Genomic DNA, 26563 nt, shown 5'->3' on the forward strand with positions numbered 1-26563 from the left:
GCTTATATCTTCTGGTATTCTGAGACGAGCTTCTGATGCACCGCCATGTCGATGTTTCTCCCAGAAACAACGACAGCTACCGTGCCAGATGGGTGCACTTTTCCTGCCAGTAAAGCTGCTATTCCAACAGCTCCGGCTCCTTCAACAATTTCCTGTTCCTGCCAGTAGGCATGACTAATGCCTGCACCAATCTCCTCTTCTGTCAGAAGGATAATGTCATCAAGATATGTCTGGCACAGATTAAACGTGTAGTGGTTGGGAATACCGATACCACCGCCAAGAGAATCTGCCAGTGTCGGTTCTTCCGTTACCACAACAGGCTTGCCAGCCTGAAGACTGGCCGCCATGGCAGCGCCCTTTTCCATGCTGACCCCGATAACCCGAATAGAAGGTTTGACTGATTTGGCCGCCATGGCCACACCCCCGGCAAGCCCCCCCCCAGAGAGAGGAACAAGAAGGGTATCAACCTCGGGTCTATCTTCCAGAATTTCCAGTGCGATTGTACCCTGTCCAGCAATCACACGCTTATCATCAAATGGCGGAACCGGAAGCAATCCTTCAGAGAGAACAAGCCGATCAACCTCTTGCTGCGCATCGTCCTGCGAGGACCCAACGATTTTTATGTCTGCACCAAGCGCCCTTACAGCGCTGATTTTGTTTTCAGGAACAAGTTTTGACATGCAGACAACACACGATTTTCCCATCTGCTGTGCCGCATATGCCAGTGCGCGAGCATGGTTACCGGTGGAGGCAGCAACAAATCCTTTTGCTGTCTGGCCAGAGAGAAGAAGCGTGTTGCTGACACCGCGTAATTTGAAACTTCCGGTGGTTTGCCGAGTTTCCAGTTTCAAAAAAACAGATGAGGCTTGGATCGTAGATAATGATGCTGACGAGATCAACGGTGTCCGAACAATTCGTTCCCGTAGCCGCCCTGCAGCAGCCATGACGTCACTTAGTACAGGCAGTGTCATGATGAAAGTTGTTCAGAAAAATACTTCGTTGCGTCGCTTTGTTTTACAGATGATCTCTTATAATCTGTTTGTAAAGAAAACAGGAAGTCGGGTTTTGTTCTGTAAAGTCTTGCGATAACGGGCAAAGCCCCCTTTTTTTGAAGTTTCATCTGTTTCCTGCTCACGTGCCTGACGAATCGTTTCCATAGCACTGTATCATGATTCTGAACTGTTTTCCCGCATTTTGATACGTTGACGATATGGATTTCTACGCATATATGAAAATTAACGCAGAATTTCATCGCCAAAAGAGACATCGGAATGGCTCTTCTTTTTGTTATTTTTTGGTAACGTTATGCCTCTGAGGGATATTCTCTGCGATACCGCATTCCCATATGAATGATATTCTGATGATAATAAAACGATTTTTCTCAATTATCGTTTTTTAGGAATGCAAAAAATCCTTACGTTAAAAAACAGGGAGATCACTCAAAACGCTGGGCGGGAATACTGTTCTGAAAGAAAGTGGGGCTAAGGACTGCAGCCAGTATCTTTCAACGCGTGGGCGCAACGTTGCCAAGGAGACTAAAACAGAGGCGCATGCTTCACTACGAAAATATGTGAGAATTACGCTTATAGCGCATATTATCCTCTCATATTTGCATTGATATGATGCAAAGAGTCTCTCGCGCTTTGTTATTCTGGTTTCGATATGAAACTGGAAAAGGCGCGATCCCCAGATCTTCTCGGAATGCTTTCTCCAGCCATGCCATCGCTGTGAGATACGCCCAATACGCAATCTGGGTTTTCGTTGCCGACTGTTTCCTGACGAGACGCATGGACCAGTGGCCCTTGGCCTTTGATGAGGAACGTACGGATGAAACAAAGCACTTTGTGCCCTTTGCTTTTATGCTCGACGCTATTTGTGTCGGTTGGGGGCTCTGAAAGTCTCGCTGCTGAGTCGCATCAGAAAGCGAAGGGCCATGTGGCGTTGCCCAAACAGGCAGGCGTCAAAAAGATTACGAGAGCAAAGGGCCGGGCGCGCGCAGCAATCTCTTCTGGAGAAGAGTCCGTAAATGTCGTCACGCGCCGTGCCTCCCATGGCTCCAATGAAATCATGACGGCGCGTGACATAGAAAAATTTGTTCCTGGCACCAATCCTCTCAAGGTGATTGCGCAACAGCCGGGTGTGCTCTTAACAGCAGCCGACCCTATGGGGCAGGATAGCTGGGCGACGCAGCTCTACGTTCGCGGTTTCTTTCAGGACCAGCTTGGCTTTACCCTTGATGGCATTCCACTTGGCGAGCTGACTTACAGAAACTACAATGGTCTGGGCATCAATCAGGCGATCTCACCTGATAATATCAGTCGGATGGATGTCTCGCAGGGGGCAGGGGCGGTTGATACCCCCAGCACCAATAATCTTGGCGGTGCGATCAGCTTTGTTTCCATGGACCCGACACGGAAGCGGCAGATTGATATTAGCCAGACGTTTGGAAGCAATAGTGCTTTTAGAACATTCGTGCGTCTCAATTCCGGCGATCTCAACGCGTCCGGTACACGGTTCTTCGTTTCCTATGCGCGTAGCAATAGTGAAAAATGGAAAGGTTCCGGCCCGCTGTTTGATCAGAAAGTGAATGCCAAATTGGTTCAGCCTATTGGTGAGAACAGTGAAATCTCGGCATTTTTTGACTGGGACGACCAGCAATATCTCAGCTATCAGGACCTTTCTCTTAATTATCTGCACACATTAGGGCCGCGTCTGGATAATTTTTATCCAAATTATAAAGGGGCTTATCTTGCTGCGCAGGGCATTTTCACAAACGGGCAGGATAAAAGCAATGATCCGCTGGATGCCATGTTCTATGATTCAAGTGCAATCGCTCGGGATTATCTGGGTGGGCTAAAAGCGCATATTACACTTGCCGACAACCTGACGTGGGATAGTGTTGCGTATGGTCACTCAAACCTTGGATGGGGCGGCTACGCCAGTCCATTTGCGTCCTCACCAAATGGCGCCCCCCTGCGTTATCAGGAACATCAAGGATCCATTGCCCGGTATGGCTTTACGACGGGCGTAACATATCAAATCGCTCACAACACGATTAACAGTGGCGTATGGTATGAAAATAACCGTTATATGATGGATTATTTTGCGTATCAGATGCCGCTCCTTGGCGAAGGAAAGCCATTGAATCCGCTTTCCATGAGCAGTTTCAGAAATCCGATTGGGCAATTGTGGGGCACAACGTACAACACAAACACGTTTGAATATCACCTTCAGGACACCTACCGTATTCTCAAAAATCTAAGCGTACACGCTGGCTTCCGCTCCATGCTGGTTACAACTCATGGTGGTGCAACAGCGAATGATGTGGCTTATACAGGGCAGTCTGAGCTTCCTTCTGGTTCCTTGACCACAGCCGCCGCTTTTCTTCCGCACATCAGCGCCAACTGGCGTTTCCTGCCGGGGCACGAACTCTATTTTGATATCTCCCAGAACAAGCGCGCTTATGCCCAGGGTGGTTATCAGATGGGCCAGGCCTGGGGTGTAACCAATCAGGCAACATTCCATGAATTGCAGAAAACCATCAAACCCGAATCAGATTGGGCTTATGAATTGGGCTATCGTTATAATTCCAACCTGATTTCGGCGTCGCTTAATCTCTATCGGGTTAATTTTTTCAATCGTCTTCAATCCATGGCATCCGCATCCATTGTCGATCCGGTTTCTACCGTTGTGAATGTTGGATCCGTTACGATGAACGGTGTTGATGCTGCTTTTACAATCAGGCCAATAAAGAACCTTTCCATATATAACAGTATTTCCTATAACGATTCTCGTTACGGATCGGATATAACATCGGCGGGTGTGGTGTATCATCAGGCGGGAAAGAAGGTCGTGAACTACCCGGATTTCATGTACAAAGCGGGTGTGGATTATACCTATAAACGGATGTCGGCCCATTTTGATGTCAATTATATCGGGAAACGGTATCTGAGCTATATGAATGATACATCCGTTCCGGGCTACTGGCTTGCCAATCTTGGGGCAAAGTATCAGTTGGGAACAAAAGGGTTCCTGAAAAACATGACGTTTGAATTCAACGTCTACAACCTTTTCAATTCTTCTTACATCAGTACGATGGGAGAGAATGGAAACCCCTTTATGGGAGATTATCAGAGCTTCATGATTGGTGCGCCCAGACAGTATTTCGGGACAGTGCGTGCCAGATTCTGACGAACGATATTCGAAAAACTGTTTTATCAAATAGCCTGTCTTCACTTTTTTAGAAAGAATGTGTGATATGGATCATGCAAGGTTGAGATTTTCCCGCGAAGAATATGCTGCGCGTCTTGAGAAGACACGTCAGGAAATGAGCCGACGCAATGTCGATCTTCTGATCGTAAGTGATCCATCCAACATGGCATGGCTGACGGGATACGATGGATGGTCATTCTACGTTTATCAATGCGTCATTGTTCCCTTGTCGGGAGAGCCAATCTGGTTCGGCCGGGAACAGGATGCCAATGGTGCGCGCCGAACAGCGTGGATCAGTGAAGACAATATCCTTGGTTATCCTGATATCTATGTTCAGTCACCAGAACGCCATCCAATGACCTATCTGGCAGCCAAGATATCGGAACGGGGGTGGCAGGCTGCTATTATTGGCGTGGAGATGGATAATTATTGGTTTTCTGCTGCCGCTTATGCCGCGTTAATGAAAGGTCTGCCAAATGCCCGGTTTTTGGATATAACTAGTCTTGTCAACTGGCAGCGCGCGGTCAAAAGTCCGCAGGAAATTGTTTATATGCGGCGGGCAGGTAAGATCGTCGAGAATATTCATTCCAGAATCTATGAAAAAATAGAACCAGGAATGAGAAAATGTGACCTGGTTGCAGAGATTTATGATGCAGGGCTTCGTGGCACAGCGGAGTTTGGTGGAGACTACCCTGCAATTGTTCCTTTGCTACCATCTGGCACAGATGCATCGGCTCCTCATCTCACATGGGATGATCGTCCTATGCTCAAGGGCGAGGGTACTTTTTTTGAAGTTGCCGGATGTTACCATCGGTATCACTGCCCGCTTTCCAGAACAGTCTTTCTTGGCAAGCCAACACAGGCTTTTCTTGATGCGGAAAAAGCAACTCTTGAGGGTATGGAAGAGGGGCTTCTGGCGGCAAAGCCTGGCAATTTGTGTGAAGATATTGCCAATGCTTTTTTCGATGTTCTGAAAAAATACGGGATCAAAAAAGATAACCGGACGGGATATCCTATTGGTCTGTCCTACCCGCCAGACTGGGGTGAACGCACGATGAGTTTGCGGCCCGGAGACAAGACTGAATTGAAACCCGGAATGACGTTTCATTTCATGACTGGTTTATGGCTGGATACAATGGGTTTTGAAACAACCGAAAGTATTCTTATTACCGAGACAGGTTACGAGTGTTTGGCAAATGTGCCCCGCAAACTGTTTGTGAAGGACTGAGGGCCGCATCATGACGGATACACAGCTTGATTCCCCTATTGTCGCTACCGTTCCGTTTGATAAAGACGGTATTCATCATGGCTTCCTCCGCCTGCCTTACAGCCGTGATGATTCCGCCTGGGGATCAATCATGATTCCCCTAACAGTTGTGCGTAACGGGGAGGGTCCAACTGCTCTTTTGACCGGTGGTAATCATGGCGATGAATATGAAGGGCCTGTTGCTCTATTTGGACTTGCGCAAGAACTTGATCCTTTAGATGTTTCTGGTTGTGTCATCATTGTCCCGGCAATGAATTATCCTGCCTTTCGTGCAGCCACACGTACCTCGCCTATTGATCGTGGGAACATGAACCGCATTTTTCCCGGCCGCCCAGATGGCACGGTGACAGAGAAAATTGCGGATTACTTCCAGCGCGTTCTATTGCCTATGTGTGATATTGTTCTGGATTTCCATTCTGGTGGTAAAACGCTGGATTTCATTCCATTTGCGGCAGCACATGTTTTACCTGATCCTGTTCAGGAAGAGAAATGTTTCTCTGCCGTCAAGGCTTTTGGCGCTCCCTATTCATTAAAAATGGTCGAAATCGATTCACGGGGAATGTTTGATACAGCCATTGAAGAGATGGGAAAGGTATTTGTCACAACCGAACTTGGAGGTGGCGGCACGGTTTCAGCAAGAACAGCGGAAATTGCCCGGCAAGGTGTGAGGAATGTCCTGCGGCACGTGGGTATCCTTGCGGGTGAAGCTGTAACCTCACCTACGCAGTGGTTGGACATGCCGGGAGATGAGAGTTTTGTTTTTGCTGAGCAGGACGGCCTTCTTGAAATGTGTGTTGATCTTGAAGCTCCGGTAAAAAAAGGTCAGACAATAGCGCGCATTCATACAATTGATAGAACTGGTGTCGCACCGACACGCATTCTTGCGCCCTGTGAGGGCATTCTGATTGCTCGTCACTTTCCAGGCCTTATAAAAATGGGTGACTGTGTGGCATCTTTTGGCGTTGTAATAGAAGATTTATGACCATCATGGAGCAGATAGTCGTGTCATGTCCGATGATACAAATTTCAGACGTTTCAAAGGCGTTCAACGGTATATCGGTTCTTGATGGTTTGAACCTGGAAATTCCCATAGGCCAGAAAGTTGCTTTGCTTGGCCCTTCAGGGTCCGGAAAAACGACAATCCTGCGTCTTCTCATGACGCTGGAAACAATTGATGCAGGCCAGGTGCGGATTGAAGGTGTTCCGATGTATGAGGGAGCACCTGATACGCCACGCCTGCTTCCCGAAGGCCAGCTTCGTGCTGTCAGATCACGAATTGGAATGGTATTTCAATATTTCGGTCTTTTTCCGCACTTGAATGTTCTGAATAATATCGCACTTCCTCAGATCCTCAATGGCCAGGCAGGAAAGACTGAGGCAGAAAATCGAGCACACGAGCTTTTGCAAATGGTTGGATTAGGGGAAAAGGCTTACCTTCTTCCTGACCAGCTTTCTGGCGGCCAGAAGCAACGCGTTGCTATTGCACGGGCGCTGGCTCTTCAACCTGATATTTTGCTGTTTGATGAACCGACTTCAGCCCTTGATCCGCAGCGCGTTTCTGAGGTTCTAGATCTGCTTAACATGATTTGTCGGAAAACTGGCGCCACTATGTTGCTTGTAACTCATGAAATGGAGTTTGCCCGGCAGTTTGCCGATCGTATCCTGTTTTTTGATCACGGTCAGATTGTTGAAGACGGCGCACCGGATGAGGTGTTCACCAATCCAAAGGATAATCGCACACGGGCCTTTCTGGGGCTCCCTGTCATAGATGTGTAATGCGAAATATGACTTATTTTTCAAATAAAATAAAAAAATATAGTTTTATTTTAGGAATTTCTTTTTCATTTTTGTACTTTATCCATTCTGCAGACTGTCAAGCAAACGGTGAGAGCCGCCCAACGCGGCTGGAAAAATTACAAAAACGTGGGTATGTAAGAATTGGTCTGTCCAATGAACCTCCCTGGACAGTAATTGATGCAGACGGGCAGGTGGGTGGTACTGGCCCAGACCTGACTCATGCCGTGTTTCAACGAATGGGGGTTTCAGAACTGCAGGGTGTGTTGTCAACTTTTGGCGGCCTGATTCCAGGGCTTCTGGCCGGACGGAGTGATGCAATCAGCTCAGGTTTGTTTATCCAACCCGGCCGGTGTCAAGCAGTTGCTTTCTCAGAACCGGACTTATGTGACCGAGAAGCATTTCTCATGAAAAAGGGTATGCCTCTTGCACTAAAAACCTACCATGATTTGGCGACAAACTCCTCGCTGCACGTTGGCGTGCCCGCAGGAGGTACGGAGGAACGAGAGGCGTTGGCGGCGGGGGTTCCAGCGAGCCGCCTTGTTCCCGTTCCAGATGGTCCCAGTGGAATGATCATGCTTCTGGCAGGCCGCATACAGGTCTATTCCTTACCAGCGTCTTCTGCACAGCATCTGGTTGATCTCTGGCGTGGACAAAAATTTTCTCTTGTGACGGTAGAAGACGCGCCGGTTATGTGTGCCGGAACAGCGTTCAGCCCGAATGCTGTTGACCTCAGGGATGCTTATGATCGTGTGCTGGCAAAACTGAAGGCCGACGGGACGTATGACCGGATCTTGCGGGCACACGGCTTTGATCCCTCTCTCGCGCGTGGCCATACGCGAGAGGAGTTTTGTAGGGGAAAAGAGTCCTTATGACAGAACTCGTTTTATCTGATCTGCTCCGCTCTGTTCTGCGTGGGCTGGAAATTACGGTCATTCTGACAATTTCCGGTAGCATTCTCGCTTTTGTGTGCGCGTTCGTTTTTGGTTTGGGTCGTGTTTCGCGGTGGCGTTTCATTAGAGTTTTCAGCGTTTGCTATATTGAACTTTTCCGTGGCACGTCGGTGTTTGTTCAGGTTTTCTGGCTTTATTATGCTCTTCCGGCATTCGGGTTGTTACTCTCGCCTTTGCTTGCTGGTATCCTGGGGCTGGGTCTTAATGTTGGTGCATACGGGGCAGAGGTTGTTAGAAGCGCAGTGCAGGCGACTGGCCGAGATCAGTACGAAGCCTGCTGTGCGTTAAATTTTACCCGGTATCAGACATTCAGATATATTATTCTGCCTCAGGCTTTTCCCCGTATGTTGCCTGTGTTCGGCAATAATATGGTCGAGTTGATGAAAGCCAGCTCTATTGTCTCGTTAATATCGTTGTCAGATATTACTTTTCAGGCACAGCAGTTCCGTATCCGGACGGGGCAGACTTTCCTTCCATTTGCAGTGACGCTGATTGTTTATTTTATTCTCTATCTTGTCATTCTTTTCTTTATTCGTTCTGTAACGCGATTGGCTAACCCTCAAAAGGTGAAGGTATAATAATATGACGTGGGATAACCATTTTGCCGTCATGGTCTTCCCTTATCTGCTGAAAGGGTTGCAAGTTACTATCATAGCAACTCTCAGCTCATTCGCTTTGGCAGTGTGTCTGGGGCTGGCAATCGCCGTCCTTGAAAAAATAACCCGAGGGCCAATTTTTTTTCTTATCTCTGGTGTCACACATTTCATTCGTGGTACACCGCTTCTTGTTCAGCTTTTTTTTCTTTACTATCTTCTGCCGTACGCAAATATCACGCTTCCAGCGTTTGGTTGTGGAATTTTGGGTTTTGGGGTTCATTACGCAACATATCTGTCAAATGTTTATAAAAGCGGAATTGAAGCAATTCCCGTATTGCAGTGGGAAGTGAGTAAAGCCTGCAATTTTTCGCCTTTCCAAACATGGCGATATGTTATTCTCCCTCAGGCTATCCGTCCTGTGCTTCCCGTTCTGGGCAACTATTTCATTGCTCTGATCAAGGAAACGCCGCTTTTATCGTCAATTTCTGTTATGGAAATGATGGGAGAAGCCAGTTTGTTTGGCGATATGCATTATCGCTACCTTGAACCCATTACTATGGTCGGAGTGCTGTTTCTAGCTCTTGGTATGGTTGCCAGAGGTTGCGTTGGAAGTATGACGAGGATTCTCGGTGTGCTGCGTGAAAAAGACGATCATTCTGCGTCCTCTCTCAAGAGGCCTTATGAAAATTCTGAAATGGACCCGTCTGAAAATCTTATTTCGTAAAACGTAATAGAAGAGAAATTAATTAATGTAAATAAAGTTATGTTTTTTTTCAGAAATAATGGAGATTTATTATATCTTATTATTTTACGAACATGACCTACTATCACTTATTTGCCCAGATGTCCTGTTGGAAGAGCGGTTGTGTATTTAATCTGGCTCAGGGCAAAGCTCGAGCGTATATTGGAGACAACAGGAATTTTTGTTAGGAAATCCAGAATTAATTCCTGAAATTTCATCAGGTCTTCAACAACAATACGCAGCATATAATCAGACTCTCCGGACATAAGGTAACATTCCATGACTTCGGGTCTGGTTTTTACGGCCTTGTTGAAAATCTCAAGAGAGTGTTTGTCCTGATGTGTTAAAGACACGTGGACGAAGACATTCACTGCCAAGCCAAGCGCCAGTGGATTCACAATGGCGACTGATCGCTGAATTACGCCCTGATTTTTCATCTCATTGACACGGCGCCAGCATGGAGAGGCTGAAATTCCTGCTGCCATAGCAAGATCGTTATTGCTGATTTCACAATTTTCCTGAAGCACATTCAGAATGCGTATGCTGGTGGTGTCCAGCGTAAAAGATGTTTCAGGCAAGATGTTCCCCTAAATTAGAGCATCAAGGTTATTATTACCAGATTATTCACAAACAACGCAAAAGATAAGTCAGATTTTCCAACAAGCCTTCTTTAATATTTCGGCACATGATGCTGCAAGGTTCTTTTTGCTTTGCAGCCCGCGAAATTTCAAAAGAACGGACTTTCTTGAATGTCGTCCTCAATGGTACAGCCAGTAAGAATTTCGGCAACAAATGAAACTAACTTCTGGTTGGGTGTTATGGTTGTGCTCTGGGGATTAAGTTGGCCTGCTATGAAAATCGCTGTTGGGCTAATGGATCCGCTGTGGATGGCAACACTCCGTTTTGCGACGGCAGGATTCTGCCTGTTTCTGTTTCTGGGGTGGCGACGTGAACTCAAACTACCCAAGCGCGGTGACTGGGCCATTCTGGCAAGTATAGGCGGCCTGCAGATGATGGTCTTCACAGCGCTTGGTGTAACAGCAATGCAGTATACAGATGCGAGTCACGCGGCACTTCTTGCTTACACAACGCCTTTATGGGGCTTGCTGGCTGGTTGGTTGCTTTTTGGGGACAGACCAACTTCAACACAGTTAATTGCACTATGCGTCGGGCTTTGTGGCATTGGTTTGATCTGTTCGCCGCTAGAGATGGATTGGAATCGCCCGGGCGCAGTGCTGGGGGCCGCTATGTTACTTCTGGCGGCGGTAGGTTGGGCGTTGGTGATCCTGCATGTAAAGCGGCACCAGTGGATTTCCCGTCCTATTGATCTGGCCCCCTGGCAGATGCTGTTTGCAACTGTCAGCCTGACCGTGATGTCCTTGGCTATTGTGGGGTTGCCCCATGTTAAACGCTGGACACCCGAACTGTGGGGACTGCTGCTGTTTATTGGACCGGTTGCAACCTCACTCTGTTTCGTAATTTCAGCGGAATATGGACGTCGTGTCTCAACGTTTACTATGTCCAATGTTACATTGGGTGTTCCGGTTATTGGTGTTCTTGCTTCAGCGGTATTCCTTCATGAACACATTACCGCTTTGCTGGCAATTGGACTGGCGCTGATTGTCGGTAGCGTTATTTTCGCGACATGGGCAGGAGGAAGAGCGCGGAAGAGTGTTGATGAATAATGATGGAGCATCTTTTACTCTCGGTAACTTTACGCAGTTATGAACTTTTCTCGTAATATTGTGACGGTGCGTCCTGCCGCTCAGTTTAGCAGGAACATATTGAGATGTTCCTGCTAAAAAAATTGCTTCTCATTCAGACGGGTTGAAAAACTGATCTGCTTTTAATACGGCTTCCAGCAATACATTGGCACCTGCTTCGGCATGGGTCTTGGTAATGCTTTCGTCTTCATTATGACTGAGGCCATCTTTGCAGGGTACAAAAATCATGGCGGTAGGTGCTACACGTGCTACGTATCCGGCATCATGTCCGGGGCCAGAGACAATACGCCGTGCCGGATAATTGGCCTCGGCTGCGGCTTCTTCCACCATATTTACACATTGTTGATCAAAATGCACAGCTGGGGCGTCCCATATCTGAACGACTTCAATCGTTACACCACCGTTTTCTGCAATCTGTTGCAGGCGCTGCATAAGATCCTGTTCCATTTTCAAAACAACGACATCGTCCGGGTCGCGAATATCAATGGTGAAGAAAACTTCTCCGGGCACAACGTTGCTGCTGTTAGGCCTGTTTTCTAACAAGCCGACGGTGCCAACGGCAGAAGGACTATGTTCTTTGGCAACAAGGCTTACTGCCTCGATCATTTTTGCAGAAGCGAGAAGCGCATCATGCCGTAAGGGCATGGGGGTGGATCCCGCATGGGCATCCTTGCCGCGCACGGTGACTTCATACCAACGTGCGCCCTGAATGCCTGTGACAATGCCGATTGTTTTATCTTCGGCTTCAAGAATAGGTCCCTGTTCAATATGGAGTTCAAAATAAGTTGTCAGGGGGTGTTGCCCACACGGCTCTGCACCGCGGTATCCTATCGTATCCAGTTCATCACCAAAGCGGATACCTGCGCGGTCGCGTTTTTCCAGAACGTCTTCTTCAGTAAATACGCCGGCAAATACGCCAGAGCACATCATGGGGGGAGAGAAACGGGAGCCTTCTTCGTTCGTCCAGTTGATGAGCTCGATCGGGTGGCGCGTGACATAACCGGATTTGTGCAAGGCACGGATTACGGACAGTCCACCGAGCACCCCCAGAATTCCATCAAATTTTCCGCCCGTTGGTTGCGTGTCCAGATGGCTCCCCATAGTGATGGGGGGAAGGGTGTTGTCCTGCCCGGGTCTTCGGGCAAAAAGGTTTCCCATGGAATCATAGGAGACAGTACAGCCTAAGCTTTCACAGGTTTGCATGAACCAGTCACGCACCTGTTTGTCTTCCTGCGTGAGGGTTAATCGACGGATACCGCCTTTTGGCGTCTTCCCGAAGCTGGCTGTGTCCATCAGATCGGTCCAGAGAGCCTGCCCATCCACACACAGATTGCTGGTTCTTGCCTTGTTTTTTTCCTGCATCATGCCTGCCAATCCTTTAATACGACGCTTTATTTCAAGATGATTTATGATTCCACAGTAACGCGATTAGGGTTGTTGGGATGTTCCGGCCAGGTCAGCTCTTCTTCTACAGGTTGAGGTTGCATGGTAATACAGCCGTCAATAGGGCAAACATGGGCGCACAGGTTACACCCTACACATTCTTCCTCAATCACATCGTAATGGCGTTCACCATTTATCAGGGATTTGGCAATTGCCTGATGAGATGTATCTTCGCACGCAATGTGACATAGTCCGCAACTAACACAGGCATCCTGATTGATTTCAGCTATTGTTTTGAATTTTAGATTCAGCTTGTTCCAGTTGACAAATTTTGGAATGGCCTGACCACTCAGAGACGGAATATCCGCATATCCCTTCTGGTCCATCCAGGCGGAAAGCCCATCAATCATGTCATCGACAATTCGGAATCCGTAATGCATTGCGGCGGTGCACACCTGAAGCGTGGTGGAACCCATAGCCAAAAACTCGGCGGCATCCCGCCATGACCCGATACCGCCTATGCCGGAAATAGGCATGCCAGCCATTTCCGGATCACGTGCAATTTCGCCAATCATGCGCAGGGCAATGGGTTTTACGGCAGGGCCGCAATAGCCACCGTGTGTGCCTTTTCCCCCGACAACCGGCATTGGGGCCATCTGGTCCAGATCAACGCCGATAACAGACTGAATGGTATTAATGAGTGAGACTGCATCCGCGCCACCGCGTTTTGCGGCATGCGCGGGCATGAGAATATTTGTGATATTAGGCGTCAGTTTTACAATAACTGGCATACGTGTATATTGCTTGCACCAGCGCGTAACCATCTCCACATATTCGGGCACCTGTCCGACTGCTGCACCCATATTGCGTTCAGACATCCCATGCGGGCAGCCGAAGTTCAGTTCAACGCCATCCGCCCCTGTTTCTTCCACTATAGGAAGAATGGCCTTCCAACTGTCTTCCACACACGGCACCATCAGACTGACAACAACGGCCCGGTCAGGATACTCTTTTTTTACCTGCTTGATTTCTGCGATATTCACGGCCAGAGGCCGGTCAGAAATCAGTTCGATATTGTTCAGCCCCATCATGCGGCTGCCGTTATAGTTCAATGATCCATAACGCGAACTGACATTGACAACGGGAGGATCTTCACCGAGCGTCTTCCAGATGACCCCGCCCCATCCAGCCTGAAAGGCGCGTCGTACATTGTAGGCTTTATCTGTTGGAGGAGCAGAAGCCAGCCAGAATGGGTTGGGAGACGTGATGCCAGCAAAACTGGTGCGCAGATCAGCCATGGTCTGTTCCTTTATTGCCCTGATGTTTCGGACAGCATCAGATGAATAGCCTCTGCTGCGTCTCGCCCGTCTCGCACTGCAGCTACAGTCAGATCCTCTCCAGGCGTGCAATCTCCCCCAGCATAAACACCTTCCATTGTGGTGCGGTACTGATCATCCACCAGAATACGGCCACTGCTGATAGCAATGGAATCGCCTTTTAACGGGTCGGGCAGAAAAACTTGCCCTACGGCCTTAAGCACCATATCGGCTAGCACCACAAACGTGTCCTGTAGATCATACACGGCTTGCCCATCAGGCTTCATTGAGCCTCGTGCAAATTCCACACCGCAGAGCAGGCCATTTTGAGCCACTATTCTGATCGGCGAGGCCCAATGCTTGACGCTCACGCCATTTGTTTGCGCCCATTCCCGCTCAACCGGAGTGGCAGACATATGCTCAGCCCCACGTCGGTAAACAAGAGTGACCTCTTCCGCCCCTAACCGGCGGGCTTGGACGGCCGCATCGACTGCTGTGTTGCCACCGCCAATCACCACAACCTTCCGACCAACTGGGACAGTTTTCTTATCGTGTGAGCGTAGGGTTTCAATAAACCTTACGGCATCCATAACGCCGTCAAGCTGTTCTCCCTCAATTCCCAACGCACGCACACCAGCGAGCCCAACGGCAAGAAAGACCGCATCATAGTCACGCCGCAGATCTGAAACCGCAAAGTCTTTTCCAAGAATTTTGGTGCCGGAGAATGTAATGCCGCCAATGCTTATGAGAAACTCTACTTCTCTCTGGGCAAAATCATCGGCCAGTTTGTAGGCGGCTACTCCATATTCGTTCAGTCCGCCTGGTAGAGAATGGGCGTCAAACAGCACAACGTCATGCCCGTGGAGTGCCAGCCGATGCGCGCAGGCCAATCCAGCAGGGCCTGCGCCAACAACGGCAACTTTTTTGCCTGTTAAGGCCGCACGGGTAAAAGGCTGGTCGCCATGCGCCATCTGCCAGTCTGTTGCGTGGCGCTGCAAGGCACCAATGCGAATAGGGTGCCCTTCTTCCCGCACGTTATGCACACATTTTTGCTCACACAGAATTTCTGTCGGGCAAATACGGGCACACGCTCCGCCCAATATATTGGCCTCAAGGATGGTTCGCGCGGCTCCCTGCATATTATCTGTTGCAATAGCCCGAATAAATTTTGGAATATCAATGCTGGTTGGACAGGCTTCAATGCACGGAGCATCGTAGCAGAAAAAACACCGTTCGGCTTCGACTACCGCCTGTGCATGCGTCAGGGGCGGGTGCGCATCTGCAAAGTTGACTGCTAGTTCTTCTTCGCTCAGGCGGCAGCACAGGGTATCCGGGAGGCTTATCATGACAGTCCTCATGAAATTCCGATTTCGTAATGGTATGAGGAAACAAGCCGCTTCCGCAACATTTTTCTGACCATCTGTTCAGTTTTTACGTCTCGTATCGGAAACTGTTGCTTGTCTGCCTCTGAAAGCCGAGCGGCTCCCGTGCGCCCAATCGGGTGCGCGAACCATATTGAGAATGAAAGGGTAGAATTTCCGAAGCTACTCGAAATGGAACACGTCATTGCTCGGTGCTATTATATAAGAAAAAAGCTATGGTTACGATTTATTTTGATAAGTAATCGCCTGTTGGAATTCTTTTTATACTGCTATGAATTTATGAAGTGATTGTTGTGGTGAATATATAGTTCTTCTCTGAATGCCCGTCATGTGGATTTCGGTAAATCGCATGACAAACGTAATATTTTCTTCCGCGCTTTTTTATTTAGGGTCTATCCGGTTACAAAAGACGGCTCCTATGCTTGCCGTATATGGTCCCATCAAGTTCCCGCTTGCTGCATAAGAAAATACAAGAAGATCGAAAATATCATAACGGGAAGCGTGCTGATCGCTTATAAGCAGGACGTTCCAGATAGCGGCCAGCGCCTTTTACGGCTTTTAAGTCTCCATTATCCCACACCAGCTTGCCGTTACTGATGGTTTTTCGGGCAAGTCCGCTGACAGTCATGCCTTCATAGATATTGTAATCAACATTTTGGTGATGCGTTGCGGCAGAGATAGTGCGCTCAGCCGTTGGGTCCCATAAAACAATATCGGCATCAGCGCCTATGGTTATGCTCCCTTTCCGCGGATACATATTGAAAATACGGGCTGTGTTGGTCGATGTCAGCGCGACAAAATTCTCTGGTGTCAATTTTCCACTTTTCACACCGAAATGCCACAACACGCTCATACGGTCCTCAATGCCGGGTGTTCCATTGGGAATACGCGTAAAATCAGCCTTGCCAGCTTCCTTCTGCTCCTTGCAGAAACAGCAATGATCGGTTGCCGTGGTCTGTAACTGGCCAGACATTAGGCCGCCCCATAATGCTTTTTGATGATGAGCGGGCCTGAACGGGGGGCTCATGACGTATCGGGCGGCTTTCAGCCAGTCTGATGCCGTATACACCTGATCATCAAATACCAGATGCTGAGGCAGAACTTCACCATAGACTTCCTGCCCACGCATACGGGCCTGCGCTATGGCCGAGGTCGCTTCTTCAGTGGAAACATGGACAACGTAAAGTGGCACACCCAGCAAACCAGCCAATGTAATGGCACGCTGTGTGGCTTCTCCTTCTACTGCTGGCGGTCGTGAAGCTGGATGCGCTTCCGGGCCAGTTTGCCCCTTTTCCAGCAGATTTTGCTGAAGATAAGCAACGGCATCCCCGTTTTCTGCATGCACCGTGCAAAGGGCCCCCAATTCTCCCGCACGCCGCATGGAATGGAGAAACGTTTCATCTTCAATCATCAACGCATTCTTGTACGCCATGAAATGCTTGAAGGAATTAACGCCACAGTCCTGCACCAGAGTTCCCATATCTGCATGGACCTGATCGTTCCAGTGCGTAATAGCAACATGAAACCCGTAATCGGATGCCGCCTTCCGGGCTTTCTCACGCCACGCCTTCCAGGACTCCAGCAAGGTGCGGTCAGAACCGGGAATGACAAAATCCAGAATACTGGTTGTGCCTCCGGCGAGACCTGCTGCCGTGCCCGTATAAAAATCATCACTGGCTGTGGTGCCCATGAACGGCATTTCCATATGGGTGTGCGGATCAATACCACCCGGCATAACCAGCAACCCGCCAGCATCAACAACGTCATATCCAGCAGGTGTTTCCAGATTTGCACCTACCTGAACAATCAGTCCTGTATCGTCACACAGAATGTCAGCCCGTGTTGAACGTTCAGCCGTAACAACAGTTCCGCCTCTGATATGCAGCATGATCCGGTTTGCCTTCCCTGCTGTTCGGACTGAGATGAAATTTTATATCAAAATCGTATTGTTATTTTGACCTCTTGGTCAATAAGATATTCTGAGAGCGAACCAATCAGAAAGTGTTCTCAATGCCCCCCACCATGGATGGTCAGACTGATACGCGTTTGATTAACAAGGATCTCGCACCCACCCAGACCAGAACGTGGGCGTGGTCTGATTATCTCTTTCTATGGATGTCCAACGTTCATAGTGTGGCAGGGTATGTTACTGCGGGCAGCCTTTTTGCCATGGGGTTGCCAGCAATGGATGTTTTTCTGGCACTGCTGCTGGCCATATGTGTTGTGCAATTAGGGAGCAATCTTGTCGCTCAACCCAGCTTTGTTTCAGGCTCACCATTTCCGGTTGTTGCGCGCATGGCATTTGGTGTTCATGGTGCCATTGTGCCGGCTTTTGTAAGGGGTGCTATTGCTGTTGGATGGTATGGCATCCAAACATGGCTTGCCTCCAACGCGCTCCTCATTCTGGCGCTCAAGATCTGGCCTTATCTGGCGTCATGGGCAGAAGTGCAGCAGCATGGTTTTGCGGGCCTTTCCACCTTGGGGTGGACAACCTTCATGACCGTATGGCTGCTTCAGCTCCTGCTGTTTTGGCGCGGAATGGAAGCTATCCGGCATTTTATTGATTGGGCAGGCCCAGCCATTTACATCATGATGATTGCGCTGGACGGGTGGCTTTTGTGGCATGCACACGGGCAGATTGATTTTCACGTTTTTGATACGGCTGAAAACGGGAATTTCACAAAAAGGGTTTTGGGTGTTCTGAATGCAGTCTCGTTAACTGTTGCCTATTTTTCCCCCATCATTCTGAATTTTGGTGATTTTTCTCGTTATGGAAAATCAATGCGGGATATCCGCGTTGGCAATTTCTGGGGGCTTCCTGTCAATTTTATGGGTTTCTCCGTTCTAACGCTCGTAACAATTCTACTGACTCAACCTGTCTTTGGGCGTATTATTCTGGATCCTGTTGAAACGATTACTCAAATTGATAGTCTGAGCATTATTGTTGTTGGTATGGCGACGTTTCTGATCGCAACAATAGGGATCAATATTTCTGCAAATTTTGTTTCAGCCGCATTTGATTTTTCAAACCTTTCCCCCCGTATTCTTTCCTGGCGCAAAGGGGGCGTTATTGCCGCTGTGGGGGCTATTCTTGTAACACCATGGAATCTCTACACGCGGCCAGAGCTTATTCACTTCACGCTGGACGTTCTTGGCACCTTTATTGCGCCTCTTATCGGTATTCTCCTTTCTGATTACTATCTCGTCCAGAAAAAGATGGTTGATGTGCAGGCCCTATACTCTAACAGTCCGGCAGCGCGTTACTGGTACCGTAAAGGGGTGAATTTCCGTGCTCTTTTCGCTCTTATAGCGGGCGTGGGGTGCGGGTTGATCATAGTTTTCACACAGCATTATATGGCTTTCCGCAATTTTTCCTGGATTGCAGGGTTTTGTGTGGGAGGAATATCATACACGGGGTTGAGTTTTCTGCTGCCCCGTTCCCACAAACAGCCTGAGCCGTCTCCATGATGATTTGGATGACGTTTTCACAATCTGAATTTTAAAAAAAACAGGTTGATCTTGTCAGATCATCTCCACGAATGCTTGTGCAGCATGCCCCATGCGTCGTGATTTGTGGCGCAGCATAGAGAAGTTGCGTTCATCCAGAATGCAATCAAGAGCCTGAATGAGGCCTGCCCGAACGCGCGGCGCGGCAGCAAGGTGAGAGACGGCGGTAATCAGATCACCGTCTGAGACAGCCTCCATCACGGCCTCATTGGATGGAAGAACCAGTCTGACTGTCAGTTCTGTTAAGTCCAGACTAAAACGGGAGTGCAGACAGGTTTCCAGATGGTTGCGTGTGCCAGATCCTTCCTCACGCAAGACCCATTGGGCTTTTATAAGGTCTTCACGGCGGGGCGGGCGGTTCGTCAGGGGGTGTCCCGGTGCCACATAGAGCCCAAAGCCATCTCCTCCCACTTTGTGCCGTGCCAACACTCCTTCCTCAACATAGCCTTCCACAAATCCCAAATCCGCATCGCCAGCAAGAACGCTCGCGGCTGCCTGCGTTGTATTGCAAACCCGAAGGTCGAGCGTGATGCCGGGGTGGCAGGATGCAAACCGTGCGAGGCGGCGCGGTAACCAGTAGCTCGCTACTGTCTGGCTGGCGACGACGCGCAACGTTCCGCGGACCAACCCTGAAAGATCGTCAAGTGTTTGCAAAGCCTGCGCCGCTTTTGCCAGAACACCTTGTGCCTCTGGCAGAAAAGTTCGGCCTGCTTCATTAAGCTCAAGGCCGCGCCCAATGCGTTCGAACAGTCTGGTCGCGTGTTTTTCTTCTAATGCAGCAATGGCAGCGCTTACGGCAGGTTGCGTCAGGCACAGAATTTCGGCAGCCGCACGCATGTTGAGCGTTTCCGCAACGGTCACGAAGATACGAAGTTGTTCCAATGTCATTCAATAAATATAATCTATTGAACAGATACAAACAATCCATTGGATTTATCGAGTGTGGGCCGCGATGCTGCCCTCATGAAACAGAAGCGTCTCAATTATGGTTATGCGCCTGGGGTAGTCCTCAGTCTTGCCGTCGCCATCGTATCGCTATTGGTAGAACAGGCTGAGCGGCTACTAACAGGCACGGTATGGCTTGAAGGGCTTGTTCTTGCCATTCTTCTGGGAACAATCGTTCGCACTGTCTGGATGCCGTCGGCTCGTTATCATTCTGGTATCCATTTTACGGCGCATCGGGTGTTGGAATGGGCCGTTGCACTAATGGGGGGAACAATCAGCGCGGGCGTGGTGCTGCGGGCAGGGCCAGTGCTGCTGTTCGGGATTGTCCTCACAGTGTGCGTTACAATTCTCGCTGGTATCGCAATTGGGCGTGTGTTGAAACTGCCCACGAAGATGGCCATTCTGATTGCATGCGGCAACGCAATCTGTGGCAATTCCGCGATTGCCGCCATAGCCCCGGTTATTGATGCGGATAGCGACGATGTGGCGACATCTGTTGCCTTTACTGCCGTGCTCGGCATTATCGTGGTGGTTGCCCTGCCAATCATTGCCCATGGATTGGGGTTGACGGCTGAAGGTGGGGGTATGCTGGCTGGGCTGACGGTGTATGCCGTGCCACAGGTTCTGGCTGCTGCTGGCCCCATGGGCCCGGTGGCGGTACAGATGGGCACAGTGGTCAAGCTGGTGCGTGTGCTGATGCTTGGGCCAGTTGTCGCTGGTTTTTCGCTTCTTCACGCACGAACGGAGTTGGCGCGGGATGCCTCCATTTGTAGATTCGGCGTAACCCGGTTCCTTCCACCATTCATTCTGGCGTTCATGGCGCTGATGGCTCTGCGTTCGGTCGGCCTGCTACCGGATGCTGTGGTTGTCCCCCTGCACGTTACGAGTAACGTGCTGACAATTGTCGCCATGGCGGGGCTTGGTCTGACCGTTGATCTGCGCGGTGTCTGTGCTGCCGGCATGAAAACCATAGCCTGCGTTACGCTCTCTCTCTTTCTGCTGGGAACTGCTGCCTTGTGCGTTGTTCGGTTGTGCTGTCATGCATAATGGAAAACGGCACCCGCACTGATCGGGCAGGAAAAGTCCGCATGCCAAGAAAAGGGGGAAGGCTGGCTCGGGCATTTTTGAAGAAGATGATGGTGCACCAGAATGCGTAGGAGCAGGTAAGTCGCTCCTACGCAAGATGATACCGTGTCTTATTCGGTAATCGCGCGGCCTTGTGGAATGTTCTGAGGGTTGGCGCGGGCTGCTACTTCTCGCGCGTAGGTCTCATTGGCTCGTTTGATCAGGAACTGGCGGATTTTTTCAATGTCCTGGCGTGAAAGGATGTCATCAAAGCGTGCCATGCCGTACGCGGTCAGGGCTCCCCGGCCGACGACATTCTGGAATCCCGCCATGTGATGAATGGCACCTGACCAGCGCAGGTCCGGCAGGACACCACCAGAAAGCGCGTTGTCACCGTGGCAAACCTGACAGAACGTTTCGTAAAGCTGGTACCCTGCGGCGGCCTGCTGTGCATCGAATTGTTCTGGCGGCTTGACCGGTATCATCCCCCTGTCATTTTGTGGTGGGAGTTCCGCCGTACCATCCAGCGCGAAAACGAGCAGACGGGAATGATTGACCGTCCAGCCCGAGGACAGCGCCGTTCGTCCCATCAGCAATGGATAGATGCCGCCCCAACCGGTTTCTACAGCAATATATTGCTTGCCATTCACTTCATAGGAGATTGGCGGTGCGATAATCCCGCTCTGTGCGTTGAAATTGAAAAGATCTGCACCATTCCTTGCGTCATAGGCATGGAACTCGCCGTTTGCTAGCCCCTGGAAGATCAGGTTGCCACCCGTGGAAAGGAGGCCCCCGTTCCATGGCCCCTTGTGATCGACCCGAAAGATTTCCTTCTGTTGTTTGGGGTCCCACGCAATCAGCCACCCTGTGAGCGTCTTGAGAAAACCGTCGCGGATAGCGGGATCATCGGGAAGACCCTGCATGCTGATTCCGAGGTTCAAGCCTTTGTGCTTCAAGGGGTGGGCGTCGGGGGTAAACACCATCGGGATCTGTTGGGCAGGAATATAGACAAGGCCAGTCTGGGCGCTATAGCTCATGGCTGCAAAATTATGTCCGCCCAGATCCCCCGGAAGGCCTGCCCAAGGTTTGCCCGTAAGGGAATACAGTGCGTCAGGAACGATATTGGGGCGGCCCGTTACGGGATCAATCTCTTTGGCCCAGTTAACAGGCACATAGTTCCTTGCCGAGATGAATTCACCTGTTTGCGCGTCTATAATATAGAAGAAACCGTTTTTGGGTGCGTGAAGCAGGACATGACGCTTTTTGCCGTTGATTTCGAGGTCGGCGGTCATAATGTGCTGGGTAGAGGTATAATCCCACTGATCCTGAGGTGTTTCCTGGAAATGCCAGACATATTCCCCGGTTTCTGGCCGAATGGCCACAATTGACCCAAGGAAGAGATTGTCCCCAATTCCGTCAGAACGTTGTTTATAGTTCCACGGTGAGCCGTTGCCGACGCCAAGATAGACAAGATCGGTCTGCGGATCATAAACGATGGAATCCCATACCGTTCCGCCACCACCGGAGTGGATCCATGCACCATGCGGCCCCCAGGTACGATAGGCCATGGTCATCAGGGGGGCGTCAGATGCTGCGTGGTCGGGTTGATTTGAACGGTTGGGCGTGGTGTAGAAGCGCCATTTCAGCGCCCCGGTTTCAGCATTGAAGCCCGAGACGAAGCCGCGTGCGCCGAACTCCGCGCCACCATTGCCGATCATCACCACGCCCTTGGCTACGCGTGGTGCGCCATCGGTAATGTAGGATTTTATATCGCCCAGCCACGCGTCCTTGGGAATTGTGTCCACCTCCCATATTTTGTGGCCGGTTTTAGCATCCAGAGCGATCAGACGGTTATCGAATGTTCCTACAAAAATCTTGCCGTTCCAGTAGGCTGCCCCACGATTAACGGTATCACAACAGCCGCGCACGGCGGATGGTCCCGGCACTTGAGGATCATAACTCCAGAGCAACTTGCCGCTCGCTCCGTCATAGGCGCGGACCTTGCTCCAGTTTGTCGTGGCGTAGAGGGTACCATTGACCACCAGCGGCGTGCCTTCCTGGCCGCGATTGGTGTCGAAGTTGCTTGACCACGCCAGTTTGAGCCGGCCAATTGTTTCCGTGTTGATCTGGTTTAGCGGGCTATAACGGTGTTCGTTATAGGTGCGTCCATGGGTCGGCCAGTTCTGTGGCGATTCCTCCGCTTGTGTGACGACAGGATCATCCGTTGCAGCCTGGCTTTGCGATAGATGGGTAGCGGACAAGGTAAGGATGACGACCATATATAAGGTCGCCCTAAACAGGAAAAAGTGCTTCATGGTATTGCTCTCGACCAGTGCTGACTTGCGAAGAGTGCTCCGGTTATTGTTTTTAATATCGCATGATCACTGATTTGATTTCCGTGAAATGATCGATGAACGCACTTCCGAATTCACGACCGATTCCAGATCCTTTTGTACCGCCAAATGGCATGGCGGGATCGATATAATTGTGCATGTTGACCCAGACTGTGCCCGCTTCAACACGAGGAATGAGACGCAGGGCCTGCGATAGATTGTTGGTCCAAAGGCTGGCAGCCAGACCGTATGGTGAGTCGTTCATGAGTGTCACCAGTTCGTCCACGCTGTCATACGCCAGAAGAGACGCGACTGGACCGAATACTTCCTGACGCATCAGTTCGTCATTCTCTGATCGCGCCAGTACTGCCGTTGGCTGTATGTAGCAACCAGGCATATCAAATGCGCCGCCGCCATGGATGAATGTCAGATTCTGGTCACGTGCTCTCGTGAAATACCCGATCACTTTGTTAAAATGGGACCGATTTGCCAGCGGGCCGAAACGGCTTTCATCATCCATCGGATTACCCGGCGTGAGAGTCGTCAGACGCTTGCCGAGTTGCTCTGCTACATCATTGATCAGGGAGCGATGGACATAATAGCGTTCAGCAGAAGCACAGACTTGACCCGAATTGAGAAAACCGGCCTCAATAATGCCCTCTACAGTCTTCTCTGGCGAAACATCAGGTAAGAAACCTGCGGCATTCTTGCCACCGAGTTCGAGAGTGACTCGTTTGAAGCCAGATTGAAGGGCGGCTGTGCCGATAATTGCCCCTGTTTCCATGCCGCCGGTAAACGTGACTTTGGCAATTTTGGGATGTGTTGTGAGGGCGTGACCCACCTGCTGCCCGGGGCCGTTGACCACGTTTAGAACACCAGGAGGGATTCCTGCTTCAATCGCCAGTTCTGCAACACGTAGCATGGTGAGGGGCGTCACCTCGCTGGGCTTGATGACGGCTGTGAAGCCGCACGCCAGCGCTGACCCGAATTTCCAGACCGCAATCATGATCGAAAAATTCCAGGGTACAATGCCTGCCACCACACCCAGTGGCTCACGCAGTGTCAGCCCGGTATATTTCTCGCCATTGGCGGAAGGGAGAGAGAGTGCAACAGTCTTGCCCTCAATTCGTGTTGTCCAGCCTGCATAATAGCGCAGGAACGATACGGCATAATCGACCTCGAAAGCGCGTGATAAAGTAATCAGCTTTCCCGACGTCAGGGTTTCAATCTGTGCCAGTTCTTCACGATGGGCGATCATGAGATCGGCAAGCCGGTTCAGCAGCAGGCCGCGCTGGGCTGGAGAAACGTCCGCCCAGCCACCGTGAAAGGCACGGTGAGCGGAGTCTACCGCATAGTCGATATCTCTGCTCGTGGCCGTGGCAACATGTGCAATCACCTCATCCGTAGCGGGATTGGTGATGGTGATCACTTCGTCCCGCTGAGAAACAACAGTTTTGCCGTTTATGAATTGACCGTTCAACCGATTCATGAAATCGCGAACCTGGGGTAGTATGGAAACTTCAACCATATTTTAAACGTCCTGTTCTGAACGGAAGATATTCTTGATCAGTCGAACAGGTGGATCGGTAAGGCAAATTCCACCCAGTAACGGTCGCCGCCAATTGTATTGCGGGCATCCAGGGCATGCTGCCATTTAAGGACTACGGCTGTACCGGGGGAAAAATCATAAACAATCTGCGGTCCTATGGTGAAGTTGCGCAGCTTGTAGCCGTCCATATAACGTTGCCCGTTCAGGGTATCGTTACTTGTCTGGTAGGCCCAGTTACCGTTGACGCCAAACTGCAGTTTGCGCAATTTGGGGAACGGGCGGTAGGAAATACCATAATCCATGTTGAACAGCGTACCATCATGGTAGCCTGTATCACGGTTACGGGTTGACATCTGGACTGTATTTTCAAGAGAAAACTCCCAGTTGCCAGGGGTCCATGTCACGGCGCCTTCTTCCATGAATGTCACGCGCGTGGCAGTAACATTCGAGAAATCAGAGTGGTTGTAAGAAGAACCCGGAAACCAGAAATCCTGTCCGAACAGTAAATGCAGGTCTCCTTTCGACCAGGTGACATAGAGGGCCTGCAGGTCGAATGATGACATGTTGAAAGTATAGCTGTTCTGGCCACCGACACTTACATATTTGCGCTGGAAAACTGGCGAAAGTCCGGTGGAAAAATGAAAGTCCCCTAGTGCAAAATTCCATGTATGCAAAAGGCGCGGCGCAAACGCGAACAGATTTCCTCCAAATGCTTCGGGGGAATGACGACCGTGGCTGTCGTTGAGGGATGTCAGCGGAATATCAGCAAGATAATTCAGAAGTTCGGTTTTCCCGAGATCTGGCATGATGGCCGGCAAAACGGTATTGACCCCCATGGGGTAGGTACTGCCACCTCCCTCAGTGGCATAAGCCGCCCGTGGCGCAGCATGCAAGCTCCACGCTGCCAACGTGATCAAAACAAAGGGCAGCGCTTTTTTGAAAAGAGAGTCATGAGTTTTTCCCAGTTTCTTGCGCTGAAGCGCCATGATGTCGTCCCGCGAGGTGCCTTGTGCGGCACGACAAGACTGAACGAAACCTTTACCCTTCGACACAGCAGAATAAGGCAGTGCCATAAGTTCCTCCATGTAGCACGTTGACCGTGCTTTTGTTGTGAACATGTTTGCCGTGTTTTTTATTATCAACACGCTTTTCGTGTTTATTGATGAAGACCGTTATGAAGACGGCTCGGAGAACAGGGTGCCGCCTATGGATCGGGAATGCCCGCGAAATTGCGCTATGATGGTTCCTTCCTGACTGATTTCAATGTCGTACAGGCCGGAACGTCCTGCGCGACTGATTTCCCGGGCGCTTGCGAGGAGGCGCTTGCCTGCCACGCCGGGGGCCAGATAAGTGATGGAGCAATGCGCGGCGACTGTACGATCATTGTAGCTATTGCACGCGACAGCAAATGCGCTGTCGGCCAAAGCAAAGATAAAGCCACCATGGATTGTGCCGATGCCGTTGGTCATTTCAATGGTTGCATTCATGGCAACTATCGAAAAGCCGGGTCCTACTTGCAAGATTTCCATGCCCAGGCTTTTGCTTTCCCTGTCATTGGTCCATAAGGCTCTGGCTGCTGCGCGGGCACGTTCTTCTGGGGTCATGTCGCTTTACCATTGGTCCGAGTTACGCGCTGTTTTACGAAAATCAATAAGCTTCCTCTAAATACTTGGCGAAAACAGGTCGTGCGTAGCCTGTCCCTGTTTAAGGCAAGCGTAGCGCTGTTGTGCACTATAAAAAGGGTTGGCTTCACGTAAGCACTCCCGCCTCAGACCAACTAGGTCTTTAATTAACC

At 50.2% G+C, this 26563-nt stretch carries 22 protein-coding genes; 10 read left to right on the forward strand and 12 right to left on the reverse strand.

The window, feature by feature from the left end:
• Positions 1–2 precede the first annotated feature (2 nt).
• Together eutB and AD948_RS18895 are read right to left on the reverse strand one after the other, a co-directional pair.
• Positions 3–971 (reverse strand): hydroxyectoine utilization dehydratase EutB, encoded by a 969-nt coding sequence (gene eutB, locus AD948_RS16955; RefSeq protein ID WP_061472792.1) that lies wholly within the window; start codon positions 969–971, stop codon positions 3–5.
• 57 nt (positions 972–1028) lie between these two features.
• Positions 1029–1157, reverse strand: a complete 129-nt coding sequence (locus AD948_RS18895; protein ID WP_006558071.1) for a hypothetical protein — start codon at positions 1155–1157, stop codon at positions 1029–1031.
• Between the two features lie 778 nt (positions 1158–1935).
• Here AD948_RS18895 and AD948_RS16960 point away from each other — a divergent pair.
• The 7 genes from AD948_RS16960 (at position 1936) to ehuD (ending at position 9546) form a co-directional block, all read left to right on the forward strand.
• The gene (locus tag AD948_RS16960) at positions 1936–4191 is read left to right on the forward strand and encodes a TonB-dependent receptor domain-containing protein (RefSeq protein ID WP_061472794.1); all 2256 of its coding nucleotides are present in this window, start codon (positions 1936–1938) and stop codon (positions 4189–4191) included.
• Positions 4192–4258: 67 nt separating this feature from the next.
• A complete protein-coding gene (gene doeA, locus AD948_RS16965; RefSeq protein WP_061472796.1) occupies positions 4259–5440 on the forward strand; it encodes an ectoine hydrolase DoeA in 1182 nt (393 codons plus the stop codon).
• 10 nt (positions 5441–5450) lie between these two features.
• Positions 5451–6461: a N(2)-acetyl-L-2,4-diaminobutanoate deacetylase DoeB gene (doeB, locus tag AD948_RS16970; RefSeq protein ID WP_061472799.1), complete on the forward strand. Its 1011-nt coding sequence runs from the start codon at positions 5451–5453 to the stop codon at positions 6459–6461.
• Positions 6458–7255 carry an amino acid ABC transporter ATP-binding protein gene (locus AD948_RS16975; RefSeq protein WP_082782498.1) on the forward strand — a complete coding sequence of 266 codons (798 nt, stop codon included), beginning with the start codon at positions 6458–6460 and terminating at the stop codon, positions 7253–7255. The genes doeB and AD948_RS16975 overlap by 4 nt, the downstream gene beginning before the upstream one ends.
• Positions 7256–7263: 8 nt before the next feature.
• A complete protein-coding gene (gene ehuB / locus AD948_RS16980; protein WP_156479079.1) occupies positions 7264–8148 on the forward strand; it encodes an ectoine/hydroxyectoine ABC transporter substrate-binding protein EhuB in 885 nt (294 codons plus the stop codon).
• Positions 8145–8804 carry an ectoine/hydroxyectoine ABC transporter permease subunit EhuC gene (gene ehuC, locus AD948_RS16985; protein WP_061472803.1) on the forward strand — a complete coding sequence of 220 codons (660 nt, stop codon included), beginning with the start codon at positions 8145–8147 and terminating at the stop codon, positions 8802–8804. The genes ehuB and ehuC overlap by 4 nt, the downstream gene beginning before the upstream one ends.
• A gap of 4 nt (positions 8805–8808) precedes the next feature.
• Positions 8809–9546: an ectoine/hydroxyectoine ABC transporter permease subunit EhuD gene (gene ehuD / locus AD948_RS16990; protein WP_061472806.1), complete on the forward strand. Its 738-nt coding sequence runs from the start codon at positions 8809–8811 to the stop codon at positions 9544–9546.
• Positions 9547–9653: 107 nt separating this feature from the next.
• Here the strand turns inward: ehuD and AD948_RS16995 are convergent, their stop codons facing one another.
• Positions 9654–10142 (reverse strand): Lrp/AsnC family transcriptional regulator, encoded by a 489-nt coding sequence (locus AD948_RS16995; RefSeq protein WP_061472809.1) that lies wholly within the window; start codon positions 10140–10142, stop codon positions 9654–9656.
• Positions 10143–10325: 183 nt separating this feature from the next.
• On the opposite strand from AD948_RS16995, the gene AD948_RS17000 reads away from it, so the two are divergent.
• Positions 10326–11249: a DMT family transporter gene (locus AD948_RS17000; RefSeq protein ID WP_338076688.1), complete on the forward strand. Its 924-nt coding sequence runs from the start codon at positions 10326–10328 to the stop codon at positions 11247–11249.
• A gap of 129 nt (positions 11250–11378) precedes the next feature.
• On the opposite strand, the gene AD948_RS17005 is transcribed toward AD948_RS17000, so the two are convergent.
• From AD948_RS17005 to hydA, 4 genes are all read right to left on the reverse strand, one after another.
• On the reverse strand, positions 11379–12653 hold the full coding sequence (locus AD948_RS17005) for a M20 family metallo-hydrolase (RefSeq protein ID WP_061472815.1): 1275 nt from the start codon (positions 12651–12653) through the stop codon (positions 11379–11381).
• A 41-nt stretch (positions 12654–12694) separates the two neighbouring features.
• Positions 12695–13969 (reverse strand): NAD-dependent dihydropyrimidine dehydrogenase subunit PreA, encoded by a 1275-nt coding sequence (gene preA, locus AD948_RS17010; RefSeq protein ID WP_061472818.1) that lies wholly within the window; start codon positions 13967–13969, stop codon positions 12695–12697.
• An 11-nt stretch (positions 13970–13980) separates the two neighbouring features.
• Positions 13981–15330 carry an NAD(P)-dependent oxidoreductase gene (locus tag AD948_RS17015; protein WP_408736078.1) on the reverse strand — a complete coding sequence of 450 codons (1350 nt, stop codon included), beginning with the start codon at positions 15328–15330 and terminating at the stop codon, positions 13981–13983.
• A 526-nt stretch (positions 15331–15856) separates the two neighbouring features.
• Positions 15857–17257: a dihydropyrimidinase gene (gene hydA, locus AD948_RS17020; RefSeq protein ID WP_061472824.1), complete on the reverse strand. Its 1401-nt coding sequence runs from the start codon at positions 17255–17257 to the stop codon at positions 15857–15859.
• Between the two features lie 122 nt (positions 17258–17379).
• Between hydA and AD948_RS17025 the strand changes: the two genes are divergently transcribed.
• Positions 17380–18837 carry an NCS1 family nucleobase:cation symporter-1 gene (locus AD948_RS17025; RefSeq protein WP_061472827.1) on the forward strand — a complete coding sequence of 486 codons (1458 nt, stop codon included), beginning with the start codon at positions 17380–17382 and terminating at the stop codon, positions 18835–18837.
• A 54-nt stretch (positions 18838–18891) separates the two neighbouring features.
• On the opposite strand, the gene AD948_RS17030 is transcribed toward AD948_RS17025, so the two are convergent.
• Complete coding sequence (locus AD948_RS17030; protein WP_061472830.1) at positions 18892–19764, reverse strand: LysR family transcriptional regulator; 873 nt, start codon at positions 19762–19764, stop codon at positions 18892–18894.
• Positions 19765–19839: 75 nt separating this feature from the next.
• Between AD948_RS17030 and AD948_RS17035 the strand changes: the two genes are divergently transcribed.
• Positions 19840–20868 (forward strand): YeiH family protein, encoded by a 1029-nt coding sequence (locus tag AD948_RS17035; protein ID WP_061473053.1) that lies wholly within the window; start codon positions 19840–19842, stop codon positions 20866–20868.
• A gap of 149 nt (positions 20869–21017) precedes the next feature.
• On the opposite strand, the gene AD948_RS17040 is transcribed toward AD948_RS17035, so the two are convergent.
• The 4 genes from AD948_RS17040 to paaI all read right to left on the reverse strand — a co-directional run bounded on the left by AD948_RS17040 (position 21018) and on the right by paaI (position 26372).
• The gene (locus AD948_RS17040; RefSeq protein WP_061472833.1) at positions 21018–23165 is read right to left on the reverse strand and encodes a PQQ-dependent dehydrogenase, methanol/ethanol family; all 2148 of its coding nucleotides are present in this window, start codon (positions 23163–23165) and stop codon (positions 21018–21020) included.
• An 88-nt stretch (positions 23166–23253) separates the two neighbouring features.
• Entirely contained in the window at positions 23254–24747 is a 1494-nt protein-coding gene (locus tag AD948_RS17045) for an aldehyde dehydrogenase family protein (protein WP_061472837.1), read from the reverse strand.
• Between the two features lie 38 nt (positions 24748–24785).
• Positions 24786–25841 carry a SphA family protein gene (locus AD948_RS17050; RefSeq protein ID WP_169797425.1) on the reverse strand — a complete coding sequence of 352 codons (1056 nt, stop codon included), beginning with the start codon at positions 25839–25841 and terminating at the stop codon, positions 24786–24788.
• A gap of 99 nt (positions 25842–25940) precedes the next feature.
• Positions 25941–26372 carry a hydroxyphenylacetyl-CoA thioesterase PaaI gene (gene paaI, locus AD948_RS17055; protein WP_061472843.1) on the reverse strand — a complete coding sequence of 144 codons (432 nt, stop codon included), beginning with the start codon at positions 26370–26372 and terminating at the stop codon, positions 25941–25943.
• Positions 26373–26563: the final 191 nt, after the last annotated feature.

Origin of the sequence: Acetobacter senegalensis (assembly GCF_001580995.1) — a bacterium.
GTDB lineage: Bacteria > Pseudomonadota > Alphaproteobacteria > Acetobacterales > Acetobacteraceae > Acetobacter > Acetobacter senegalensis.

Excerpts from the sequence above, each read along its gene's own strand:
- AD948_RS17045 (WP_061472837.1), bottom strand. The coding sequence starts at position 24,747 with ATGGTTGAAGTTTCCATACTACCCCAGGTTCGCGATTTCATGAATCGG.
- AD948_RS17025 (WP_061472827.1), top strand. The coding sequence starts at position 17,380 with ATGCCCCCCACCATGGATGGTCAGACTGATACGCGTTTGATTAACAAG.
- AD948_RS17030 (WP_061472830.1), bottom strand. The coding sequence starts at position 19,764 with ATGACATTGGAACAACTTCGTATCTTCGTGACCGTTGCGGAAACGCTC.
- AD948_RS16975 (WP_082782498.1), top strand. The coding sequence starts at position 6,458 with ATGACCATCATGGAGCAGATAGTCGTGTCATGTCCGATGATACAAATT.
- ehuB (WP_156479079.1), top strand. The coding sequence starts at position 7,264 with ATGACTTATTTTTCAAATAAAATAAAAAAATATAGTTTTATTTTAGGA.
- eutB (WP_061472792.1), bottom strand. The coding sequence starts at position 971 with ATGACACTGCCTGTACTAAGTGACGTCATGGCTGCTGCAGGGCGGCTA.
- hydA (WP_061472824.1), bottom strand. The coding sequence starts at position 17,257 with ATGCTGCATATCAGAGGCGGAACTGTTGTTACGGCTGAACGTTCAACA.
- AD948_RS17040 (WP_061472833.1), bottom strand. The coding sequence starts at position 23,165 with ATGGTCGTCATCCTTACCTTGTCCGCTACCCATCTATCGCAAAGCCAG.
- AD948_RS17050 (WP_169797425.1), bottom strand. The coding sequence starts at position 25,841 with ATGGCACTGCCTTATTCTGCTGTGTCGAAGGGTAAAGGTTTCGTTCAG.
- AD948_RS18895 (WP_006558071.1), bottom strand. The coding sequence starts at position 1,157 with ATGGAAACGATTCGTCAGGCACGTGAGCAGGAAACAGATGAAACTTCA.
- preA (WP_061472818.1), bottom strand. The coding sequence starts at position 13,969 with ATGGCTGATCTGCGCACCAGTTTTGCTGGCATCACGTCTCCCAACCCA.
- ehuD (WP_061472806.1), top strand. The coding sequence starts at position 8,809 with ATGACGTGGGATAACCATTTTGCCGTCATGGTCTTCCCTTATCTGCTG.
- AD948_RS17035 (WP_061473053.1), top strand. The coding sequence starts at position 19,840 with ATGAAACAGAAGCGTCTCAATTATGGTTATGCGCCTGGGGTAGTCCTC.
- doeA (WP_061472796.1), top strand. The coding sequence starts at position 4,259 with ATGGATCATGCAAGGTTGAGATTTTCCCGCGAAGAATATGCTGCGCGT.
- AD948_RS17000 (WP_338076688.1), top strand. The coding sequence starts at position 10,326 with ATGGTACAGCCAGTAAGAATTTCGGCAACAAATGAAACTAACTTCTGG.
- doeB (WP_061472799.1), top strand. The coding sequence starts at position 5,451 with ATGACGGATACACAGCTTGATTCCCCTATTGTCGCTACCGTTCCGTTT.
- paaI (WP_061472843.1), bottom strand. The coding sequence starts at position 26,372 with ATGACCCCAGAAGAACGTGCCCGCGCAGCAGCCAGAGCCTTATGGACC.
- ehuC (WP_061472803.1), top strand. The coding sequence starts at position 8,145 with ATGACAGAACTCGTTTTATCTGATCTGCTCCGCTCTGTTCTGCGTGGG.
- AD948_RS17005 (WP_061472815.1), bottom strand. The coding sequence starts at position 12,653 with ATGATGCAGGAAAAAAACAAGGCAAGAACCAGCAATCTGTGTGTGGAT.